The organism is Polyangiaceae bacterium (assembly GCA_016715885.1).
Taxonomy (GTDB): Bacteria; Myxococcota_A; Polyangia; order Polyangiales; family Polyangiaceae; genus Polyangium.
The window spans coordinates 675246-696315 of sequence record JADJXL010000015.1 but is presented as its reverse complement, the minus strand read 5'-3'; the positions used below and the strand labels follow the sequence as shown (position 1 = coordinate 696315).

Annotated in this window: 15 protein-coding genes; 6 read left to right on the top strand and 9 right to left on the bottom strand. The window is 62.2% G+C overall.

Annotated features, from left to right (window positions below):
• Positions 1 to 72 precede the first annotated feature (72 nt).
• Positions 73 to 1599 (bottom strand): hypothetical protein, encoded by a 1527-nt coding sequence (locus tag IPM54_16455; protein MBK9261382.1) that lies wholly within the window; start codon positions 1597 to 1599, stop codon positions 73 to 75.
• 113 nt (positions 1600 to 1712) lie between these two features.
• The gene (locus tag IPM54_16450) at positions 1713 to 2969 is read right to left on the bottom strand and encodes an aminotransferase class I/II-fold pyridoxal phosphate-dependent enzyme (GenBank protein ID MBK9261381.1); all 1257 of its coding nucleotides are present in this window, start codon (positions 2967 to 2969) and stop codon (positions 1713 to 1715) included.
• A gap of 143 nt (positions 2970 to 3112) precedes the next feature.
• On the opposite strand from IPM54_16450, the gene IPM54_16445 reads away from it, so the two are divergent.
• The 4 genes from IPM54_16445 to polA are packed head-to-tail and all read left to right on the top strand — an operon-like array spanning position 3113 to position 9213.
• Positions 3113 to 4921 carry a peptidase S8 gene (locus IPM54_16445; protein ID MBK9261380.1) on the top strand — a complete coding sequence of 603 codons (1809 nt, stop codon included), beginning with the start codon at positions 3113 to 3115 and terminating at the stop codon, positions 4919 to 4921.
• 43 nt (positions 4922 to 4964) lie between these two features.
• Entirely contained in the window at positions 4965 to 5153 is a 189-nt protein-coding gene (locus IPM54_16440) for a hypothetical protein (protein ID MBK9261379.1), read from the top strand.
• Positions 5150 to 6469: a carboxypeptidase regulatory-like domain-containing protein gene (locus IPM54_16435; GenBank protein ID MBK9261378.1), complete on the top strand. Its 1320-nt coding sequence runs from the start codon at positions 5150 to 5152 to the stop codon at positions 6467 to 6469. The genes IPM54_16440 and IPM54_16435 overlap by 4 nt, the downstream gene beginning before the upstream one ends.
• Positions 6470 to 6516: 47 nt before the next feature.
• Positions 6517 to 9213, top strand: a complete 2697-nt coding sequence (polA, locus tag IPM54_16430) for a DNA polymerase I (protein ID MBK9261377.1) — start codon at positions 6517 to 6519, stop codon at positions 9211 to 9213.
• A gap of 89 nt (positions 9214 to 9302) precedes the next feature.
• On the opposite strand, the gene rpsT is transcribed toward polA, so the two are convergent.
• From rpsT to IPM54_16410, 4 genes are all read right to left on the bottom strand, one after another.
• Positions 9303 to 9578 carry a 30S ribosomal protein S20 gene (rpsT, locus tag IPM54_16425; GenBank protein MBK9261376.1) on the bottom strand — a complete coding sequence of 92 codons (276 nt, stop codon included), beginning with the start codon at positions 9576 to 9578 and terminating at the stop codon, positions 9303 to 9305.
• An 8-nt stretch (positions 9579 to 9586) separates the two neighbouring features.
• Positions 9587 to 9775: a hypothetical protein gene (locus IPM54_16420; protein ID MBK9261375.1), complete on the bottom strand. Its 189-nt coding sequence runs from the start codon at positions 9773 to 9775 to the stop codon at positions 9587 to 9589.
• Between the two features lie 85 nt (positions 9776 to 9860).
• A complete protein-coding gene (locus tag IPM54_16415) occupies positions 9861 to 11426 on the bottom strand; it encodes a hypothetical protein (GenBank protein ID MBK9261374.1) in 1566 nt (521 codons plus the stop codon).
• Positions 11423 to 12010 carry a sigma-70 family RNA polymerase sigma factor gene (locus IPM54_16410; GenBank protein MBK9261373.1) on the bottom strand — a complete coding sequence of 196 codons (588 nt, stop codon included), beginning with the start codon at positions 12008 to 12010 and terminating at the stop codon, positions 11423 to 11425. Before IPM54_16410 ends, IPM54_16415 begins: the two co-directional genes overlap by 4 nt.
• A gap of 396 nt (positions 12011 to 12406) precedes the next feature.
• On the opposite strand from IPM54_16410, the gene IPM54_16405 reads away from it, so the two are divergent.
• Positions 12407 to 13741, top strand: coding sequence for a S41 family peptidase (locus IPM54_16405; GenBank protein MBK9261372.1), 1335 nt, complete (start codon positions 12407 to 12409; stop codon positions 13739 to 13741).
• A gap of 7 nt (positions 13742 to 13748) precedes the next feature.
• Here IPM54_16405 and IPM54_16400 read toward each other — a convergent pair whose 3' ends face one another.
• From IPM54_16400 to IPM54_16390, 3 genes are all read right to left on the bottom strand, one after another.
• Positions 13749 to 14981, bottom strand: coding sequence for a hypothetical protein (locus tag IPM54_16400; protein ID MBK9261371.1), 1233 nt, complete (start codon positions 14979 to 14981; stop codon positions 13749 to 13751).
• Between the two features lie 14 nt (positions 14982 to 14995).
• Positions 14996 to 16711, bottom strand: a complete 1716-nt coding sequence (locus IPM54_16395) for a glycerol-3-phosphate dehydrogenase/oxidase (protein ID MBK9261370.1) — start codon at positions 16709 to 16711, stop codon at positions 14996 to 14998.
• Between the two features lie 217 nt (positions 16712 to 16928).
• Positions 16929 to 18407 (bottom strand): sigma-54-dependent Fis family transcriptional regulator, encoded by a 1479-nt coding sequence (locus IPM54_16390; protein ID MBK9261369.1) that lies wholly within the window; start codon positions 18405 to 18407, stop codon positions 16929 to 16931.
• 120 nt (positions 18408 to 18527) lie between these two features.
• Between IPM54_16390 and IPM54_16385 the strand changes: the two genes are divergently transcribed.
• Positions 18528 to 21035 carry an SUMF1/EgtB/PvdO family nonheme iron enzyme gene (locus IPM54_16385; protein ID MBK9261368.1) on the top strand — a complete coding sequence of 836 codons (2508 nt, stop codon included), beginning with the start codon at positions 18528 to 18530 and terminating at the stop codon, positions 21033 to 21035.
• The last annotated feature ends 35 nt before the right edge of the window (positions 21036 to 21070 follow it).

Here is a 21070-nt window from a genome sequence, read left to right as displayed (position 1 = left end):
CCCATACCCCCGAGACCTAACCGGAACCAGGACAGGAAGTTTGGGAGCTTCTGCGATCTCTCAGTTTCGCAATTACAACACGGTGGGATCGAGAATCGCACCCGTGTTGGTCAAACCGCTGGGCGTGCTGCCGCCGAAGATGATCAGCTTGCCGCTGGCATTGACGCTCGAATGCTGCGTCCGAGCGGTCGGTCCCGACGGAATGGGCTTCTTGCTCCACGAGTTCGTGACAGGATCGTAAAGAGCTCCCGAACTGAGCTGCACGTTGTTGACGTTTTGGCCGCCCCAGACGATGAGCTGCGGAGCAATCCAAACGTGGGTGTGGAATTGGCGCAATTCGGGCGCGCTATCGGACGTAATCACGCTCCACTCGATCTTCGGTTTGTACCGCGCCCCCGTCGGGGACAAACTATTGGCGGAATCTTGACCGCCCCAGATGATCATTTCGGTGCCGGTCCATGCGCTGCCATGACGCGCGCGCGCCGGAGGCTGCCCGTCTTTGACGGAAACCCACGATGCAGCATTTGGATCGAATTCGCCACCATCGCCGAGGTAGCCGAAGTCGAGGCCATTGAATCCATAGCCGCCGAACACGACCATATCGGTGCCGGTCCAAACGGCAGAGTGGTACGCCCTTGCGCTGGGCGGCAAACCATTCGGGGGAATGGTTTCCCAGGTGTCCGCACCGACGTCGTAGGCCGCGCCATCACCATAATAATTGATGCCGTCGGTACCGCCCCAAACGAGCATCTTGGTGCCGGTCCAAACGATCGAATGCCCATAACGCGGAGATGGCGCATTGACGGTGGTCGTCGCGGTCCAGGTGTTCGTCACGGGATCGAAGACGCCACCGGTTTGGAGCGCGCCGCCGTTATCGCCGCCCCACACGATCATCTTGGTGCCCGTCCAAACGGCCCGAGCTTCTTTTCGGGACGTCGGCGCATTGGAAGTGCTGGTCGACTTCCACTTGTATCCCGCAACGTTGAGCATGCCGCCGGTATTGGTATTGCCACCGCCGACGTCACCACCCCAAACGATCATTTCGCTGCCCGTCCATACCGCCACGTGATTCGACCGAGCGGAGGGAGCATCTTTCCAGGGCGTCGGTTCCCATGCATCGGCGCACTTGCCGGCAACGCACGAACCAAAGCACGGATGATCGCACGATCCGCAATCGGCACTCGACGTTTGCAAATCGATGCACCGAGCAGGTGCCAAACAATACGAATCACCAGGCGTCGGGCATGCGCACGTTCCACCAGAACACACCGTGCCGGGCTTCAGCGCACAGTCCGCTGCCGCAAGGCATTCGACGCATTGGCCCTTGGGGACGTCGCAGATCGGAATGGGCGTCACGCAATCGGTATTCGACACGCAGACGCTCGGATTGCCGCCGGCGCCCCCAACCGATGACCCTCCGTTCCCGCCAGCGCCCCCACCGCCATCTCCGCCGGATCCACCACCGCTGGACGACGAGGTCGACCCCGGCGTTGGCACCGTGGGAAACGGGATGTCGTCCTGGCATCCACCGACGAGCAGCATGATCGCTGCAGAAACTCCGACGAGCCCGCCAACACCAATTCTTACGATCCTTTGCATGCTCAAGGCCTCCAAACGCGCCTGCGCTACGCCAACGATAAGGCGCACGACGATAACAGAACCGCCGACGTCCGTCGCGGTCGTTGGCGTTTTTGATTCGTTGCCGAAATACGTCAGCCGTTCATGGCTTTTCGGAAACCATTGACGAGCCGTTCGATATCGCGCTCCGGCACCGAACACAGGCCCACTCGAAGCGCGCCCTGCGCCGGAACGACGAAAATGCCTTCGTCCCGAAGCCGCGCCGCAACGCGAGTCGCATCGTCGCAGAATACGGTCGTGAAAAACCCGCCATCGTACCGCGGGTATACGAGCCCCGCGGCGCTCGCAAGCTCGTTCCATCGAGCCACTCGACCATCGAGGAGCGCCTTCAGCGCACTGCGCTCACGCTCGATGCGCAAGCGAAGATCCGGATCGACGAGACAACGTGTGATGGCTGAAAGGCCGGCCGCGTTGCAGTTCGACCACGTACCTCGACACGCAAAGGACAAGGCACTTTGCACGCGTGTTCGCTCCGCTGCGTCGGGACAAACCGCCACGAGCGCGCCGACACGCAATCCATATTGCGTGAACGACTTCGACGACGACCACGCAAAGAGCACCATCGCATCGTTTGCGAGGCGAAGCGCTGCATCGACGGTTTCGGACGGATCCCGTCTGCCGTATCGAGCGTAGGCAAAGTCGATCAAGACGACCACCGGACCACGCTTCGACGCACGACGCACGGCATCTTCGACGCCGCGAAAATCATCGGCATCCAGCGAATACCCCGTGGGATTGTGACAAGGCGTGTTGAGAAAAACGAGCGCTCGGCCTTGGGCATCGAGCACGCCTTGAAGCTTGCGATCGAGGTCTGCGACATCGAGTTTGCCTCGATCGTCGAACATGCGAAACGTCGTGAGCGTGCGGTCTGCTTCGTCCGCGAGCGTCTTGTACGGACCCCAGTAAAACCCTGACGTCAGCAGCATTTGTTGCGGCTCGAGGAAGTTCGTGATCGCATGTCGCAAAGCGCCGCTGCCTCCTGGCGTGGCAACCGCGGTGGCCCATGCAGCCGCAGGACGCTGCCCGAGCACATCGGCGATCACCGCTTGCAGAAAAGCGGGCGGTCCAGCAATCGGCGCGTAGGCAGCACCGACTTCCGGCGGCACCTCTCGAAGCGCATCGACGACGCCGGAGATGATCGCGAGTTTGCCGTCATCATCGAGCAGCGCGCCAACCGTGGCGTTCACGACGGACTCGCCCGCTTTCTTTCGAGCTTGGGCCTCCGCGTTGAGCGCAAAGATGGGGTCATCACCGGGCCGAGCGGTACGGGCGGGAATCAAGAACTCCATGGGCTCCGTCGGTATCACGAACCGGCCAACGCGGGTAAGCATCGAGATTCGCCCTGGAAGTTCGAGCAGGCGCACCCACGAACGAGCCCCTTCTGCCCTACTGCGCTACCATTCGTCCCATGCTGAAGCCCGCCGAGCCCACTCGCGATGGCCGCACTTCGTCTTGCGCGCCGCCGCTCGTTGCCATGTTCGTCGCTGCCGCGCTCATCGCATCGACGCACCAAGCAACCGCGCAAAACAGCAGGGAAATCCCCGGCGATTCAATGCCGCGCACGGGCGGCCCAAGCAGCTCGGGCGAACAACGTCCCGGATGGTACGAACCCGTAGCAACCGCAATGGCGGGGGACCTTCCGCTCATCTCGGCGACCAGCGAAACCGAGTGGGATATTCCGGGGCAGATCGTCGTCGATGCGCACGACAACCTCGACACGAAGGACATCGCAGCGCTCGCTGCCGACTTTGGTTTTTCCTTTGTGCCCACACGACTGGAAAGTTCGACGCGTATCGAAATCGCGTCCGTGCCCGCGGGCGACATGCCCGGCGTGCTTGCGCGACTCGCACGCGATCCGCGCGTGGAACATGCCGAGCCTCTCGCCAAGGTTCGCGCGATGTTCGTCCCGAACGACCCCGATATGAAGCAGCAGTGGCACATGGAGCGTATCGGTGCCCCGCGCGCATGGGATTTCGCCATCGGGCGAGGCGTTACAGTGGCCGTCGTCGACACGGGCATCGCTTGCGAAGATCACGGGCCTTTCACGAAAGGCTCGGACCTCAAAGCGACCGAATGCGTCCCTGGATGGAACTTCGTTTCGGGCAACGAGCATGCGAACGACGATCAAGGTCACGGCACGCACGTGGCGGGAACGATCGCGCAATCGACGAACAACGCGCTCGGCGTGACGGGTGTTGCGTTCGGCGCGCGCCTCATGCCTGTCAAAGTGCTCAACGAAGAAGGTTGGGGCACGACGGCAGACGTTGCGGACGGCATTCGCTGGGCGGCGGACAACGGCGCACACGTGATCAACTTGAGCCTTGGCGGACCACGTAACTCACGAGTGCTGCAAAAGGCCATCGATCATGCGCGAAGCAAGGGGGCCGTCGTCGTTGCAGCAGCGGGCAATTCCGGCGGAAACGTGGGTTATCCCGGAGCGTCCGACGGCGTCATTGGTGTCAGTGCGACAGGCGCCGACGACAAACTCGCGCCGTTCTCGTCGCGCGGCAAAGGCGTCGACATCGCGGCCCCCGGCGTCAAGGTCGTACAACAGACGATCTGCGAAAAAGGCCGCAACAACTGCTTGATTTTCCCCGGCTGGAACGGAACGTCGATGGCTTCGCCGCACGTCGCCGGAGCCGCTGCGCTCGTCATGAGCCTCGGCGTAACGGATGCCGTCGCTGTCGAAGACGCGCTTCGCGACAATGCTCGCAAGGTCGACGACTCGGATCGCGGACGATTGCTTTACGGAGCGGGCATTCTCGATGCCGCCGCTTCCCTGTCTGCAGTGACCGTCAAACACACCATTTATCGCTTGCTCGCGCTTCTCGTCACCACGCTTCTCGTCGCTCGTGCTGCACGCAAGCAGAACGATTCGGCGACGAGCCCGTGGCGCCTCGCATTCATGCTCCCAGCGCTTGCTGCGGGACCCGGTTTGTTCTTCTTCGCGCCATGGATCTTACCGCGCGTGAGTTTGCCCGTGGACGTGCTCGCTCGTCCCATTGCGGACATGGACCTCTTGGTCGGCGTTTCGCTACACCGATTCCTGCCGCTCGCGAATGCGCTCGTGCCGTTTGCCCTAACGGCAGTGCTCTTCGGCGTGAAGCGACTTCGTCCTGCCATTGCAGGCCTAGCGACGGGCACTGCGGCGTATCTGTTCGCCACGGTCGCCATGAGCTCCGCTGCCGGCCCGTTCGGTCGCGTGGCGCTCGTCGCGTGGTGCGTCCTCAATGCAGCCATCTGCATGTGGATCGCTCGCACGAACCTTGCTGAAACGCGCTGAGCCGATCCTTGGTCGGATGATTCTGTCACCGGAGAGTTCACGCATGCGTCTTCGACATTCGCTGATTGCGCTCGCCATCGTCGCGTTTGGTTGCGGTGGTTCGGCAAGTGAAACTCCATGGCCTGCCGAACCCGAGGGCAAGGTGCTCGGTCCAGCAGGTGAAACGGCGCAGCCCGAGGATGGGCGTCCCGTCGTCGTACCCGACGGCGGCGCGCCGAACGTCGAGCCATGAACGATCGCCGGCGCGGCTGGTCGCTAGCGCTGCTCTTGTCGTCCGCGCTCCTCGTCGTGCCGCTGCTCGTTTGGTTTCTCTTGCCAAACCATGACCCTCGCCCGCCCAAAAAGCCGCGACCCCGTCCTTCCGTTGCTGCGACGACGCAGCCGGAAGCAACAAACATTCGCTCCGAGCTACCAGCGCCGGCCCCTCGACCAGTTGATACGAAACCAAACGAAGATGAGCCGGCCGAAGAAGGTGTGGCGGGTTCGGTCGTGGATGCGGACGGGCAACCCGTCGCGAAGGCGTTCGTGGGTTGCGACGATCGCAGCTCGCACATCACGACGAGCACCGATGCGGATGGGCGGTTTCGTCTGCCGATCGAAGCGGACGGTTGCTCGGTGATTGCGCATCATCCCGAGTTTCCGTCGTCCGATCGCGTGCGCATTCAAGCAGGCAAGGACAACGTCGTGCGGCTCGGCAGCGGAGGCACCATCGAAGGCGTCGTCGTCGACGAGCAAGGCCGACCGGTGGCTTCGTATCGGCTGTCGGTCGAGGTGTTCTTGCCGAAGACCGAAGGCGCGGAATTGGGACCACGCGGCCGGCCGCGGCAAGTGAACGAAGAATCAGGCGCTTTTCGGCTCGAGCGTATGCCGGCTGGAAAGTACGTACTCGTAGCAAGTGCGTCGGGACAACCTCCGGGCAAGAGCGACAGCATCGATGTGGACGCTGGACAAACCTTGCGCAACGTGCGCATCGTCTTGCCGCGCCCGGCAACGCTCACGGGAACGATTCGCGATGAAGCGACGCGCGCACCCATCGCAGGAGCCGTCGTGCAGCTCGATGGTATGGCGGGCGGTGGAGGTCCGAATGCGAATCCCCCGGCGACGACAGATGCACAAGGAAACTATTCGCTCACTGGAGTGCCTCCCGGCCCGTTCTCGGTGCGCGTCGACCACAGCGACTACATGAGCCGCACCGTGGCGGGTTTGACCACGCGTGGTGCGTCATCGATTCGTGAAGACATCATGCTCAAGCCGCAAGGCGATGGTGGCCCGAGCAGCGAGATGGAAGGCATCGGAGCGATGCTGGCCCCCTCCCCTTCCGGCATCATGATCGCATCGGTCATCGAATCCGGACCTGCCGCGAATGCCGGACTCAAACGGGGAGACAGGTTTGTCCGGATCGATGGTGTCTCGGCGCTCGAAATGACCCTATCGGACGCGATGCAGCGCTTGCGTGGCCCCGAAGGATCGCGCGTGGCCATCACCGTTGCTCGGGAAGACGAAGGCAATGTCGACGTAACCGTCGTACGCGCTCGTATCGAATACTAGCGTTGCGAGCTGACGTTCCGGCGGACCTCCGTGCTAATGCTCCAGCCATGTCCACGAACAAGGCTGAATTGCCGCCGCCGGGCGCACCCGATGTCCTCTACATCATCGATTTGTCCGGGTACGTCTTCCGTGCTTACCACGCGATCCAAACGCCTCTGAAGAGCCCCTCGGGCGAACCCACGCACGCGACGTACGGCACGGTGAGCATGTTGGCGAAGCTCGTGGACGAGCGAAAACCCGCCTACCTGGCCGTTGCGATGGATTCACCCGGAAAAACCTTCCGGGACGAGCTCGACGAACGGTACAAGGCAAACCGTCCCCCGCCGCCGCCGGATCTGCCGCTGCAGATGGCTCGCTGCAAAGAGATCGTCGAGGCGTATCGCATTCCGATCTACATCGGCGATGGCCTCGAAGCGGACGACTTGCTCGCCATTGCGGTCATGCGTGCGAAGGAACGCGGCTTGCGCGTGGTCATCGTGAGCGCCGACAAGGACCTGCTGCAGCTCGTCGATGCCGATCGCGTCGTGATGTGGGACGGGCGCGACAAGGTGTACGGGCCGGCGGAAGTCATGGACAAGTTCGGCGTGCCGCCGTCGCAAGTGAGAGACTTGCTCGCGCTGGTGGGAGATTCGAGCGACAACGTGCCGGGCGTGCCGGGCATCGGCCCGAAGACGGCGGCGGAATTGCTGAAGGAATTCGGCACGCTCGAAGGCATCTACGCAGCGCTCGACAAGGTCAAACGACCGAAGCTCCGAGATAGTTTGAAAGCAAACGAAGTCGATGCGCGTTTGTCCCAGAAGCTCGTGACGCTGCACGTCGACACGGACATCAACTTCGACATCGACGAGCTTCGTTACGGCGGTGCTGACCTCGCAAAACTTCGCACAATGTTCACCGAGCTTGGATTCACGCGCTTCATCAAGGCGGTTCCCGTTGCAGCTCCCGCTGCGGGGCATCGGCGATCCATCACGAACCTCGGTGACCTCGAGGCATTCGCAAAAGGCATCCGCGACGCGGGGCGCGTGGCCATCGAAGTGCACGGGACGTCGCACGAAGCGATGCGAGCGCACATCTGCGGCATCGCGATGGCCTACGAGCAAAGCTCGTCCGTGTACGTACCCATCGGACACCGCTACTTGGGTGTCCCTCAGCAGCTTTCGCTCGCCGACATCAAAGCTGTTCTCGGTCCCATTTTGGAAGACCCGAAGGTCGCCAAGATGGCGCACGACACGAAGTACTGCGACGTCGTGTTGAGGCGTCATGGCATTCGCCTCGCGGGCACGACGTTCGACACGATGCTCGCGAGTTACCTGTTGGACTCGGAGGCTTCGCACGAGCTTGCTGCGGCCGCCGAGCGCGAAGCGGGCATCAAAATGGCCACGTTCGAGGACATTGCGCCGAAGAAGCGGGGACAAACCCAGCGCGGCCTGGACGATGTCGAGATCGATCCAGCAACGAATTACGCTGCGGCGTTTCCCGAAGCCGTGCTCGCGACTGCGGAAAAACAGGCGCCAAAGCTGGCCTCGGCGCACTTGGATGATCTCCTGACGAAGATCGAGTTGCCCCTTGCTTCGGTGCTTGCGCAGATGGAGCTCACGGGCGTTCTCGTCGATCCTGTAGCGCTCGCAGCGCTTGGAGCGGAAATGTCCAAGGAGCTCGACGTGCTGGAAAAACGCGCGCATCAAGCCGCCGGACGCGAGTTCAACCTAGCCTCGCCAAAGCAGCTCGAAACGATCCTCTTCGATACGTTGGGGCTCAAAAGTACTCGTAAAACCAAGACGGGTCGGTCGACGGATGCCGACGTGCTCGAAGCGTTGTCCGATGATCATCCGCTCCCGGCGATCGTGCTCGAACATCGCGCGATCGCGAAGCTCAAGGGCACGTACGTCGATGCTCTTCCGCGTCTCGTGCATCCAGAGACGGGGCGCATTCACACGCGATGGAGCCAAGCGGTCGCAGCGACTGGGCGCCTGTCGTCGCAAGATCCGAATCTGCAAAACATTCCGATTCGTACGGATTTGGGGCGGATGATTCGGCGCGCGTTCGTCGCACCGAAAGGGTTTGTCATTCTGAGTGCCGACTATTCGCAGATCGAGCTTCGCGTGCTCGCGCATTTGTCGAACGATCCGGTGCTCGTGGATGCGTTCCGCACGGGGCAAGACGTTCACACGCGCACGGCGATGGAGATCTTCGGCGTGGGTGCGGCGGATGTGACGAGCGAGATGCGACGTCGAAGCAAGACGATCAACTTCGGCGTGATCTACGGGATGGGCGAATCAGCGCTCGCGCGGCGTCTTGGGATCACGCGCGTCGAAGCAGCGCGCTTCATCGATGCGTACTTCCAGCGCTACCGCGGTGTTCACGAATTCATGGAACGCACGATGACGGAAGCGCGACACACGGAAGTGGTTCGCACGCTGATGGGGCGAAGGCGTCTGGTGCCGGATCTGCACACGGCGGATCGAGCGCGGCGCGCGTATGCGGAGCGCATCGCGCAGAACACGCCGATCCAAGGTTCGAGCGCGGATTTGTTGAAGCTGGCGATGGTTCGTCTTGGCGAACCCATCGTACCCGGCGCACGCATGGTGCTCACGGTGCATGACGAGCTCACGTTCGAGGTGCCCGAGGATCGCGTGGACGAAGCGAAAGCGAAGGTGCGTGAAGCGATGGAGGGCGTGTTCGAGCTATCGGTGCCGCTTGTGGTGGACGTGGGAGCGGGCCCGACGTGGGCCGATGCGCATTGACGTTTCGGGCGCGATTGGTTGGAGCACAAAACACGAATGGCCGCTGCTCAACGGGGAGCAGCGGCCTTGTGCTGTTGTCGCGCGTCGGATCAGCGCGCTGCGGCGGTGCCGGCTTTGTGGAGCGCGGCAGCGAGGCGCCCGGCAACGCGCGATGCGCGCTTGCGAGGGATGGTGCCCTTGCTAGCGGCGCGTGCGAGTTTGCTCTGAGCGCTGCGCACGGTAGCGTTCGCGTCGGCGGGAGCCGCTTTGATAGCCGTACGGGCCTTCTTGACCTCGGTACGGAGAGCGGACTTGGAGGCGCGATTGCGCTCCGTCCTCTTGAGGCGCTGGCGGTTGCGCTTTTCGGCAGATGCGTGATTGGCCATGTGACTTCCTACTTCTTCGCCGCCGCGTCTTCAGCGGCGTGTTTGCCGGGCGCGTCGGGGGCGTTCGGGTTGTACCCGTCGAGGTGGATGGGGAATTTCGGCGTGCCGTGAGCGCGGAGGTCGCGCTTGTTTGCGGTACCACCGCGGCGCGACTTGCGCTTGCGAATGCGGCTCGTTTGCTGCGTTGCGGAGACCATGGGGGGGCGGAGTTTATTCGGGGTATGTGTCATGTCAAGCGGCAGCACCGAATTTTCTCAGGATCCGGCGCTGCCGCTCACGTGTTCAGGGACGAATCGGAACGCCTACGGTGAACGACGGTTTGGCGAATGGACCGACGTTTGCGCCTTTCAGCGCGGCTTTTACGCATTCGGATTTGCCGTTTTTCGCGGCCCAGCCCGATACGCTGACACTGCTGACGGCTCCGCTCGAATTGAACGTCACGCTCGCGGACGAAGGTTCGTCGGCTCCAGCAACGCACGCCTTTGCGCCCGGCGCGACGGACCGAATGGCCGCTGCGACGGAGCCCTGCGGAGGTTGCTCGGGAATCGTCTGACTTCCCGTTTTCGCAGCAGCAGGTGTTGCATCGTCCGCGTTGACGGGTTTGTCCGTCGAACCACCGACGGCCTCGGCCATGGCGCTCGACAAATCACCCGGTTTTTTGCCAATCCCGCTCGCGGTCGGAAGCGCCGTTGGAACGGCAGGCTCGGGCGTTGGTGCGGGCGCAGGTGCAGCGTTGTCGTCTGCGTGAGCAGCAGCGACCTTCGCCGGAGCTTTCGCGGACTCGGCCGGCTCGGCAGCGGGCAGCGAGTCGATCGACAAACCCGTCGATGCAGGCTTCGGTTCCTCGGCAATTTTTTGCGTGTCGGTGACGACGGGCGTCGTGTCGGGCTTTTCCTGAACGACTGCTGCGACGGGAGCCGGAGGCGGTTGCTGCTTGTTTTTGTAGAAGAGGAAGCCTCCTGCAGCGAGACCGAGAACAGCGACGATGGCGATCCACTTGCCTCCGCCTCCGCCTTCACTTTCGGCCTTCTTTGCGGGCTCTGCTACCGCAGCGGGAGCCGCGTCGCTCTCCTTTGCAGCCTCGTTTGTCTTGGCCGCTTCGCTCTTCTTCTTGGCCGTCTTCTTGGCTCGCGCATCGGCGATGTTCTTGACCTTCGCTCCGTCATCGGCAGCGGGTTTGTCCTCGGCCTTCGCATCGTCGACGAGGTCGTGAGCAGCCGGTTTTGCCGCGGCAGCAGCAGCCACTTGCTCAGGCGTCGCTGCTTGATTGATCGCGTTCAGGTCGACACGACCCGAATCCTCTTTCCCTGCCTCGATGGGTCGCGGCGGAGGTACCGACGCTTTGGGCGGCGGTACGGACGGGATTGGAGTCGATTGTCGCGCCGGTTTGTCTTGCGGAACCGAATCCGTGGACGGAGGAGGCGGCGTCGAGACGCTCGGTTTTGACGTCGCCGAAGACGCTCCTGCCTGACTGGCTCGTGCCGCAAGCTCCTTCAAAGAAGGCCGTTTGGACACGGCACCGCTCGTCGGGGCAGCCGACGGGCTCGAGGGCTTGCCGGCCGAGCCGGAGTTCGAATCCTGAGACATGGCCTTTTCTCCTGATGCACTCCGCGCACTGATGGCCGCGGAAACGTTCACACTTTGACCTTCACCCGGCTCGGGTTCGAGCGCGGGTTTTGCAAGAAGCGCCGCAAGTTGCGCGTCATCTGCGCGCGACGCATTCGTTGCTGCTGCAACGATTTTCGCCGCACGGGCTTCCCATGCGACATCGTCACTCGATGGTGCTGGCCACGATGCAAGCATCGCTTCGGCCTTCGCACCGAGATCCACTTTTTGCTGGGGGCTCATGGTGCGTCCCCTCCAAACCCATGTTTTTCCAAATGTTCACGCAGCTTGCGCCGCGCTTCGTGCACACGCCAAGCCACCGTTCCTTCTGGACAATCGAGCACTTTCGCCGCTTCTTCGTGACCCATGCCGTCGATGCAGACGAGAACCAAGGTCGTTCGAAGCGTGTCGGAGAGTTGATCGATTCCGTCGCACAGCGTCTTGGCCAGCTCGCGATCCTGCGCGCTACGCGAAGGATCGGAACCGTGACTCGTTCGGTGCTCCATGAGGAGCGGCTCGACGCGAGGATCATCGGTGGGCATCGCATCTCGCCGCGGTTTTCGCGCCCGAATGACGTTCAGCGAAAGATTGACCGCGATCCGATACAGCCAGGTGAACGGCTCGCTCCGACCATCGAAACGATCGAGCGCCTGGTAGGCTCGGACGAAGGTCTCTTGCGTCACGTCCTCGGCCTCCGCGCCTGAGCGCACGAGATGAAACGCGAGGCGAAAAATACGCCGCTGGTGACGCTGAACGAGCGTTCCGAACGCTTGTGCGTCCCCTGCACGTGCTTGCTCCACGAGCTCACGATCGGTCGGTTTGCCCATCTTGGCCGGCTCGCTGGTCCGTGATTCGAGGGGAAATCGCCCTGGGCGACGCCGCCCGCCTTTGCCACACCGGATGCGGTCGAAAAAGCACCGGCGAGCAGCGAAATGAAGTGACTTGCCCGAGGGCCGTGGCGAATGGAAGGACGTCCGAAGAGGCCAGGTCCCGCGCCCGCAGGCGCAGCCTGTGTCCCCGAAGGTCTCCCAAAGAAGCGCCCCGAGCCACGTTCAGGCGCGCGAAGATAGCCGAACATGGCCGCTTGGACAAAGGAAGCAGCAAAAGCTTGGGACCGACTTGTCACCCGAGCAGACTTTTGCCCCATCGAGTGATCCCGCCCAACGTCGGCTCTCTCTCGGTCAAACCCGTGGATCTTTCCCTCGGGCTGCTATCGTCGATCCATGCGCAAAAACGGTTGGCTCCGCACCGCAGGCCTCGTCCTCGCCGCCTTCGCCGGAGGCGCGATCACGACCCAAGCCGTGCACGCCACAACCCAGTCCCAAAGCCCCTACAACCCGTTCGATCAACTCGCTTGGGCGCTGGTTCTCGTCGAAAATCATCACGTCGATCCCGCTCAGCGCACGAAAATCATCGACGGCGCCATCAAAGGCATGGTCGCCGAGCTCGACCCGCACTCCGCCTACATGGATGCCAAGGAGTACGCCCTCTTTCAAAGCGATACGACGGGCAAATTCGCTGGAATCGGCATCGAAGTCGACTTTCGCGACGAACGCGTGACCGTGCTCGCTCCGATGGAAGGATCGCCCGCCGACCGCGCCGGCATCAAGCCAGGCGACGAAATCGTTGCGATCGAAGGCAAACCCGTCCGCGGCGAACGCGTCGACAAGATCATCGCCATGATGCGCGGGCCCATCAGAACGCGCGTGCACATCACGCTGCGTCGCACAGGACAAACCGACCCGATCCACGCCGAGCTCACGCGCGAAGAAATCCACGTCGTCAGCGTCGTCGGAAAACGGCTCGACAACGACATCGCCTACCTGCGCATTCGCCAGTTCCAAGAAGGCACGCACGACGAGCTGCTTCGAGCCACTGCGAAATTGCGCGCAGAAAACGCGCGACCGCTGCGCGGCGTGCTGCTCGACGTGCGCAACAACCCCGGCGGGCTCATCGACGAAGCCCAAGCCGTCGCCGACGAAATGATCGACTCCGGAGGGATCTACTCCACACGCCATCGCGGAAAAATCATCGACGAACAACGAGCATCCGCAGGAGGATCACTAGCGTCGCTGCCCATCGTGACGCTCGTGAACGAATACTCCGCCAGCTCCTCGGAGCTGCTCGCCGGAGCGATTCAGGACAACAAACGCGCGCTCATCGTTGGCACTCAAACGTTCGGCAAGGGGTCTGTCCAGACAATTTTCGACTTGCCAGGCGGAACGGGCATGCGCCTGACGACGATGCGGTACTACACACCGAACGGTCGAGCGATCCAGGCACAAGGCATCTTGCCCGATGTGCTGATCGCACCTGCCAAGCCAGTTCAAGTTGGAGAGGTCGTGCGCGAGAGCGACATCAATGGTCACCTGCCTGCGGAAGCCGGTGCCGGAGCGAGGCCCCAAGGCACGACACAAGGCACGGTCGTCAAAGCGCCCGAAAACGACTCCGGGCCCTCGCGTGACGTACCGACGAACCCCGCGACAGGGACCGACTTCACGCTCGCTACGGGCTACAAGCTGCTGCTCGAACGCGCGGGCATCAAACCAGCCAACTGATTCGTCCTCAAACGGTTTGTCCCGCTCGAAGCCCCGAAACCACGGCTTCGAGCACCGTGCGCCGCTTTCCCGCGACGACGTCTCCCGCTGCTCGAATGCCCGGCCAAACCACTCCATCCGGAGCCACGATGCCCACCGATTCGAGCGCCGATGGACGCATGCCGGAAGGCCACGCGGTCGTATCCAGCGCGGGACCAAAAATCGATCCGCCGGCATCGATGCGGTCGCTTCCGGCTGCAAGCCTGATGGGCACGTCGGTCGTGTCGATCGCAAGCGCAAACGATGGCGAAACCTCGGATGGAAGGTCCTCACCCGCGCGCTGCTCAGGCGGCGAATACACGATGGCACCTGCTGCGATGCCTCCCATCGCAAGCACCACGGCATCCGCCACGACGCTCGCATCGTCGTCCACCAGCATCAGCTCGAAGCGCTCACCCGCGCGACGGAGCACCGCAACTCGACCCGCAACGACCTTCACGGCGAGCCGTTCGAGGAGCCTTCGCTGCGCAGCCTCGAACCGCAATCCGGCCGGCGATCCCACACCCACGAGCACTTCACCCACGGGCACTCCCACGTGCGATGACAGCTCCGTCGCTCGTTCGCGATCCGCCCCAAGCCACGAACCCAGAAGCACCGCGGAAACCGAAGCGTGACGACGTGCATCTGCAACGAGCTCACGCAAGCGATCTGCGAGCCATCCGAGCCGCGCGGGTTCGTCATGACGCATGGCTAGGTCGGCATCGCTGATGCGCGCTTCGTCCACGAAACGCAGGACAGGCGCATCCACCGGCAAGAAACGCATTCCTGCACGGCGCGCCAAAAATTCGCTTTCGAGCGTCGATGCAAGCGCGTCGGCATCCCATCCAGCCCGCGGTGCACGCGGCACCAGCACCGTGGTTTGTCCAAGCGAACCCAGGTCGAGCAGGCCCCTGTCTCGCCCGCGAGCAGGACGAAGCCGACCAGCCGCCGTGGCGACGATCGACGCAGGAACATCCGCGGCAGGCAAATCCCAAAGGCCCAGCGCATCCGAAAAAGCACGCACATCATCGGCGAGCGCGCGTGTGCGCAAAGGCTCGCCGAGCGTACGCGCAGCGGAGAGCCACGCTTCCCACTGAACGTCGTCGACCGCGCCGCCTCCAAGCGCGCTCGCACCAGCACCCGCCGAGACAACGGTGACGTCGAGCCCGCGCTTGCGTGCCGCGAACGCCGCCGACAAACCCGCAACGCCGGCACCCACGATGATGACTCGCCGACTCACGTGGCGTCACCCTCCGCATCGGCAGGCACGTCGACACCGAGCTCCGCGCGCACGGCTGCAATCGCGAGCGCCTCTTGCTGGGCTTGCTCCGGGCCGAGTGCGACGGCGCGCGTGCGTGCTTGTTTGACCAGGAACTTCGCCGCTTGCTGCAATCCCTCTTGCGGGGACAAACCAAGCTCTTGTGCAACGATCTGCCCACATCGCGCGGCGCAACGCATCCCTCCACAAGCTCCAAGTCCCAGGCGCGTGCGTCGCGAAACGTCGGCGACCGAGCGAGCCCATTCGTGACGAACGACGTGCCGCACCTCCGCTTCGATCACCGGCTCGCACACGCATACCGTGCACGCTTCGCGCGGGTTTGCGTGCACGCGCTCGGCAACGTGCAGCGCGCGCGAACCATGACGGAACGTGAGCCTTCGGGCAGCGATGGGCTCGATCGCGATCTGGTCGGCAAGCGAAGCGGCATCGATGATCACGTCACCGCCGGGGAGAGGTTTTTCGTGCGTGGAGGATGGGACGGACAAACCAAATCGAGCGGCCAGCACGTCGGTCATTTCTTCGGCAAACATGCGATAACTTGCGAGCTTGCCGCCGATCATGGAGTACACGCCGGGCGCTCCGTGATGCGCGTGATCGACGATCGCGTGCTCACGAGACAGCTCGTCCTCGAGCGGCCCGTACGCGTGCAGCGTGGGACGAACGCCCGCGTAGGTGCCAATTGCGCGGGCCGTGCGAATGGCGGGAAATACGCGCGATATGCCTTGCACGAGATAACGGACTTCTTCGCTGGTCGCGCGGACGTCGTCGAGGTTTCCGTAATAGTCGTCGTCGGTCGTTCCGATGACGCTCATGTTTTGCCAAGGTGCAATGAAGATTTGTCGCCCGTCGATGGTCCTCGCCGTGATGGCGTAGTTGACGAGCCTTCGGTCGTAGATGACGTGAATGCCTTTGCCCGGACGAACTCGCGCGCGACTCGGTGCAATTCCACCGAGCGATGCCGTGATGGGCGCCCAAGCGCCGGTGGCATTGACGACCGTGTGCGTGCGCAGCTTTCCGGTTTGTCCCGTCATGCGATCGCGGTATTGGACCGCGACGACTTCGCCCGAATCATGCCTGCGCTCGATACGTTCGACCGTCGTGCCAACGAAAATGCGGGCACCTCGTTCGTGCGCGTCGACGACGTTGGCCGTGCACAAGCGTACTCCGTCGATTCCCCATTCATCGAAGCTGAAGCCGCCGATCATGTCGCCGCGCAAGCCCGGCTCGAGCTTTCGCATTTCTTCCGGCGTGAGCATCGCGTGCTTTTTGCCGCGTTTGAGCGGCTGGTAGCGGTCGTACGCCTCGAAGAACGCGTCCGTGAGCGCGAACATGATTTTCATGCGGCCCTTGTCTTCGGCCGGCATGAGAAACGGCACGCGAAACAGCAAGTGCGGCGCGATCGCTTGGATGTATCCAGAATCCCGGCACGACGTGGCCGTGACATTCGGATCTCGCAGCATGTACCGCGGGCCGCCGTGGATCATGCCGCTGTTGTTGCCGCTCGCTCCGAACGCCAAGTCGTTGCGCTCGAAAAGGGCCACACGCATCCCGCGCATCGCGGCGTCGCGCGCAACGCCCGTTCCGTTCACACCTCCGCCAATCACGACGACATCCACGTCGACGTCATCGCGTCCGAGCGTTTGGCGCTGGGAGGGTGGGAGTGCGCGCTGCATGCGGGCGCGTCTCATAGCACGCGGCTGGCCATGCGCGACGTGCCGTGCGAACGAGCTGTGAATCTCGGGCAGAATCGGCCTTTGATGCGAATCGCCGACGTGCTCGACGTTCATCGCGCTCGATGACACGCATGACCAGGTTGCTCGATCGACGGGGCCCTTCTCCCAACCGCAGATGCGTCCGTTCATCGATTCGATCACCCGAATGCCGAAACGACTACGCGGACTCGATTCCGTATTTCCGCATCAATCGATAGAGCACGTACCTACTCGACAAACCAAGCGCCTTGGCTGCCCGCACGATGTTTCCGTCATGCACGGCCAAGCTCTCGCGCACCTCGGCTTCGGAAGGCTCTTTCACCGGTTCCGTCATTTCGGGCGGCAGCTCGTCATTGACATGATCCGTCGGCGTGGACGCGGCTGCATTGGGTGCGGGTGCGTCCTCGGGCCATTCGATCACGGTGCCGGCACTCGTCGACATCGCCCGCCAGAGCAACGCATCGAGCTCGCGAATGTTGGTCGTGTAAGCATGCGCCATCAGCTTTTCGACGAGGCTCGCCCGAATGTTCGGCTCGGGCAAACCATTTGTGTTCGTCGTAAAAAACCGCGCCACCGCATCGGGGCTTTTCGTCATTGCACGGCGCAACAAATGCCGCACGAGCATCGGTATGTCTTCCCGTCTTTCATCCAATCCCGGCACGGCAATACGCAAAACGAGACGAGCCGCCAAGTCGTGTTTCAAGCTTTCAGGATCGCGGTTTGTCGCGCCAAGCAGACGAAAATTCGATCGTTTCGTCGTCGTTCCGCCGAGGTTGTGGTATTCGCCTCCTTCGTCGAGCACACGCAATAGATTGGCCTGAAGGTTTTGCGGTAATTCGCCAATTTCGTCCAAAAAAAGCGTCCCGCCATCAGCCGAGCCAATGAGCCCCGGCCTCTCGGTCATGCCTGGATTGGGATAATTCTTTACGTTGCCAAAAAGCTCCGCATCGACGATGCCCGCTGGAATGGTCGCGGCATTTCGAGCAACGAAAGGTCCACGAGCACGAGCGGACAATGCATGCACGGCGCGCGCACAAAGCTCTTTGCCCGAACCACTGCCTCCAAGCAAGAGCGTGTGCCCGTCGGCTTTGGCCATCCAAGCAAGCTGATCCCGAAGTCGCCATACGGCCGCGCTTTCTCCGACGATACCGTGCGCATCCGGCGCGCCGAATACGGGCGCGCACTCGAGCGATGCCGTGTGCAGCAGTTCGAACTTCCGCGGCCGCAACGTGCAATGGAGCAAAAGCTGTCCTTTGAGGAGCAAGGAATCACCTGGAGCGACCAAACACTTGTCGACGCGTCGTCCATCGAATTCCAAAATACATTTACCAATTCTTTCGATCTGCAGTTTTCCGCGATCGACACGAATACGCAGTTGTTCCCGCGACAAACCAGGACTCGAAAGCGGCGGCATACGTTCGATCAATCCCGGGCGCTGCCGGTAAAACACGACACGCTCGGTTCCACCCTGTTCGGGCGCGCCGCGCCCAAGAATGCGCGCCCCACCGCCGTCATCGAAAAGCGCCACTTCTCCAATACGCTCGGGCTCCGCCGGTAACCATGCAATCATGAGCGCAAGGACCAGCGGCTCGTTCGCACGCGCCCCTGCAACGCTGTCCGCAGTGCCAACATCCATGGTCGAAGCAAGTCTGCCCACGGACACAAGATATGGCAGCCAGCATCTTCCGTAAACACGAAACTCGCCGAGCCAGCGGCTCCTTTATCTTATTTTCTACGATGCTCCGTTCATGTACATTCGTCCGAAGTCGCGAGCACCATGAACGGATTGCATGAGGACGCAACGGTCGACGTCGTCGATGCGGAAGGGGATACCGTCAACGTCGTCGTAAGCGGCGTCGTCGTCCACGCCGACGCAGCACGGCCCGTTTTGCCGGGTCGTTACGAAGACCTCGGCGAGATTGCACGTGGCGCTTTCGGCGAGGTTCGTCGAGTGCGCGACACGCTCCTCGATCGCGTGGTCGCGATGAAGGTTTTGCATGCCGAACATGCCGACGTGGAGCACGTTCGGCGGCGATTTTTGACCGAAGTTCGAATCACGGCGCAGCTTCAGCATCCGGGAATCGTTGCCGTTCACGATCGCGGCGAACTTTCCGACGGGCGCTTGTGGTTCACGATGAAAGAAATTCGTGGACGAACGTTGCACGAGGTCATCGATGAGCTTCACGACGCTTCCGATGCTCGAGGGTTTGGCACGACGACCTCGGGCTGGACGTTTCGGCGTCTCGTCGATGCATTCACGCGTATCGTACAAGCCGTCGCTTACGCGCACCGTCAAGGCATCGTGCATCGCGATTTGAAACCGGAAAACCTGATGGTGGGCGAGTTCGGCGAAGTGCTCGTGATGGATTGGGGTTTGGCGCGGCGAGTCGGTCCGACGGAAAGTCCCGCCGGCGGAGTTTTTCAGGACGATCAGACCCCGGGGCTCACGCAGCACGGCGACATTCTGGGCACGCCTGCGTACATGTCGCCCGAGCAAGCGCGCGGGGCGCTCGCGCTGCACGGTCCCGCGAGCGACGTGTATGCATTGGGGGCAGTATTGTATTGCTTGCTCGCGGGAAAACCGCCGTATGAAGGCGCGTCGTCGCGAGATGTGCTGATGGCCGTCTTGAGGGGTCCGCCCAAAGCCGTGCGGGATGCGGCGCGAATGCCCCTGCCAAACGAATTGTGTGTCATTTGTGAACACGCGATGCACCGAGACATTACGGAACGATTCCCCAACGCGGCGTCATTGTGGAATGAGCTCGTCGCGTGGCTCGATGGCGTGCGTCTCCGCGAACAGGCGCTCGAAGCGTTGGCGCAAGCTCGAACGTACGAGCCGGAAATCACGCGTCTACGTTCCGAGGAAAACCTGGCGCGAGGCAAAGCGCGCGCCTTGCAAAATGATTTGCGTCCGTTCGATCCGGTGGAAAAGAAGCGTCCGGCGTGGGATTTGGAGGACGAAGCGTCGCGTTTGGGGCGCATGGCGGCATTGGCGGAAACGAAATGGCTCGAAGCCGTACACGGGGCATTGAGTATCGACCCGCGATTGCCCGAAGCACATCTTTTGTTGTCGGATCATTATCGTAATCGGTTGGTGGAAGCGGAATTGGAGCATCGTGATGAAGATGCAGCGCGCGCCGAAGAATTGTTACGCATTCATGATCAGGGAAAACACGCAGCGTTTCTGCGCGGCGATGGGCGATTGACGCTCGTGACGGATCCTCCAGGCGCCGAGGTATTCGTCGATCGATACGTTTTACAAGACAGACGTTTGGTAGCGATGCCCGAGGGACTCCTCGGACAAACGCCACTCGTGGAAGTGCCCTTACAGCGCGGCAGTTATCTATTGCGTTTGCGAGCGCCGAGCCGCGCGGAAGTGCGGTATCCGGTGCTCATCGAACGGGACGGGCATTGGGATGGAGTTGCGCCTGGAGATCGCGAACCATTTCCGATTTACCTGCCAAACGAGAACGAGCTCGGGCCGGACGATGTGTACGTGCCGGCGGGGTATTCGTGGATTGGCGGGGATCCGGAAGCAGCGGATGGTTTACCTAGGCGGCGGGTGTGGCTTGATGGATTCGTGATGCGGCGTTTTCCGGTGACGGCGGGAGAATATCTCGATTTTCTCAACGATCTCGTAGAAAATGATCGCGTTGCCGAGGCAATGCAGCGTTGCCCCCGCACCCACCAAGCGCTGTTGGAACAAGGCGTCGAAAGGGCTTTTCTTCGTGATGCATCCGGGCGCTTTTCCTTGCCCCCTGATCGAGAAGGCTTCCGCTGGCGCCGTGATTGGCCCGTCGTGGTCGTCGATTGGTTCGACGCCATGGCGTACGCGTCCTGGTTGTCGGCACGCACGGAAAAACCATGGCGCTTGCCGAATGAGCTGGAACGCGAAAAAGCCGCACGTGGCGTGGATGGTCGATTCTTGCCGTGGGGCAATCACATGGACCCGACATTTGCAAATGTCGTCGATACGAGCGCCGCTGAAGCCACACGCGGCAGCGTTTTTGACCAACCGTTCGATGAATCTGTTTACGGAGTGCGAGGCTTGGCGGGAAATACTCGAGATTGGTGTATCAATCTCTGGAAACACGAAGGACCGAGCATCGTTCAGAACCGCGCGACACTGGACGAAGCCGCGCGCGACGATCCAGATTTTCGCGTCATCAAGGGTGGATCGTGGTCGACCACAATGGTCCAAAGTCGAGCTGCAGCACGATTCGGCGGCCGCCCAGCGATTCGTCGTCCGGTGGTGGGATTTCGATTGGTTCGTCGTTTACGCTGAGGCACATTGCGCGGAAACCGCCTCATCTCGGACGC

What these genes read in the sequence shown, in the direction of transcription:
- IPM54_16415 (MBK9261374.1), bottom strand. Translation starts at nt 11,426, where the DNA reads ATGAGCCCCCAGCAAAAAGTGGATCTCGGTGCGAAGGCCGAAGCGATG.
- IPM54_16440 (MBK9261379.1), top strand. Translation starts at nt 4,965, where the DNA reads ATGCGTCTTCGACATTCGCTGATTGCGCTCGCCATCGTCGCGTTTGGT.
- IPM54_16410 (MBK9261373.1), bottom strand. Translation starts at nt 12,010, where the DNA reads ATGGGCAAACCGACCGATCGTGAGCTCGTGGAGCAAGCACGTGCAGGG.
- IPM54_16385 (MBK9261368.1), top strand. Translation starts at nt 18,528, where the DNA reads ATGAACGGATTGCATGAGGACGCAACGGTCGACGTCGTCGATGCGGAA.
- IPM54_16405 (MBK9261372.1), top strand. Translation starts at nt 12,407, where the DNA reads ATGCGCAAAAACGGTTGGCTCCGCACCGCAGGCCTCGTCCTCGCCGCC.
- polA (MBK9261377.1), top strand. Translation starts at nt 6,517, where the DNA reads ATGTCCACGAACAAGGCTGAATTGCCGCCGCCGGGCGCACCCGATGTC.
- IPM54_16420 (MBK9261375.1), bottom strand. Translation starts at nt 9,775, where the DNA reads ATGGTCTCCGCAACGCAGCAAACGAGCCGCATTCGCAAGCGCAAGTCG.
- IPM54_16435 (MBK9261378.1), top strand. Translation starts at nt 5,150, where the DNA reads ATGAACGATCGCCGGCGCGGCTGGTCGCTAGCGCTGCTCTTGTCGTCC.
- IPM54_16450 (MBK9261381.1), bottom strand. Translation starts at nt 2,969, where the DNA reads ATGCTTACCCGCGTTGGCCGGTTCGTGATACCGACGGAGCCCATGGAG.
- rpsT (MBK9261376.1), bottom strand. Translation starts at nt 9,578, where the DNA reads ATGGCCAATCACGCATCTGCCGAAAAGCGCAACCGCCAGCGCCTCAAG.
- IPM54_16455 (MBK9261382.1), bottom strand. Translation starts at nt 1,599, where the DNA reads ATGCAAAGGATCGTAAGAATTGGTGTTGGCGGGCTCGTCGGAGTTTCT.
- IPM54_16395 (MBK9261370.1), bottom strand. Translation starts at nt 16,711, where the DNA reads ATGCAGCGCGCACTCCCACCCTCCCAGCGCCAAACGCTCGGACGCGAT.
- IPM54_16445 (MBK9261380.1), top strand. Translation starts at nt 3,113, where the DNA reads ATGTTCGTCGCTGCCGCGCTCATCGCATCGACGCACCAAGCAACCGCG.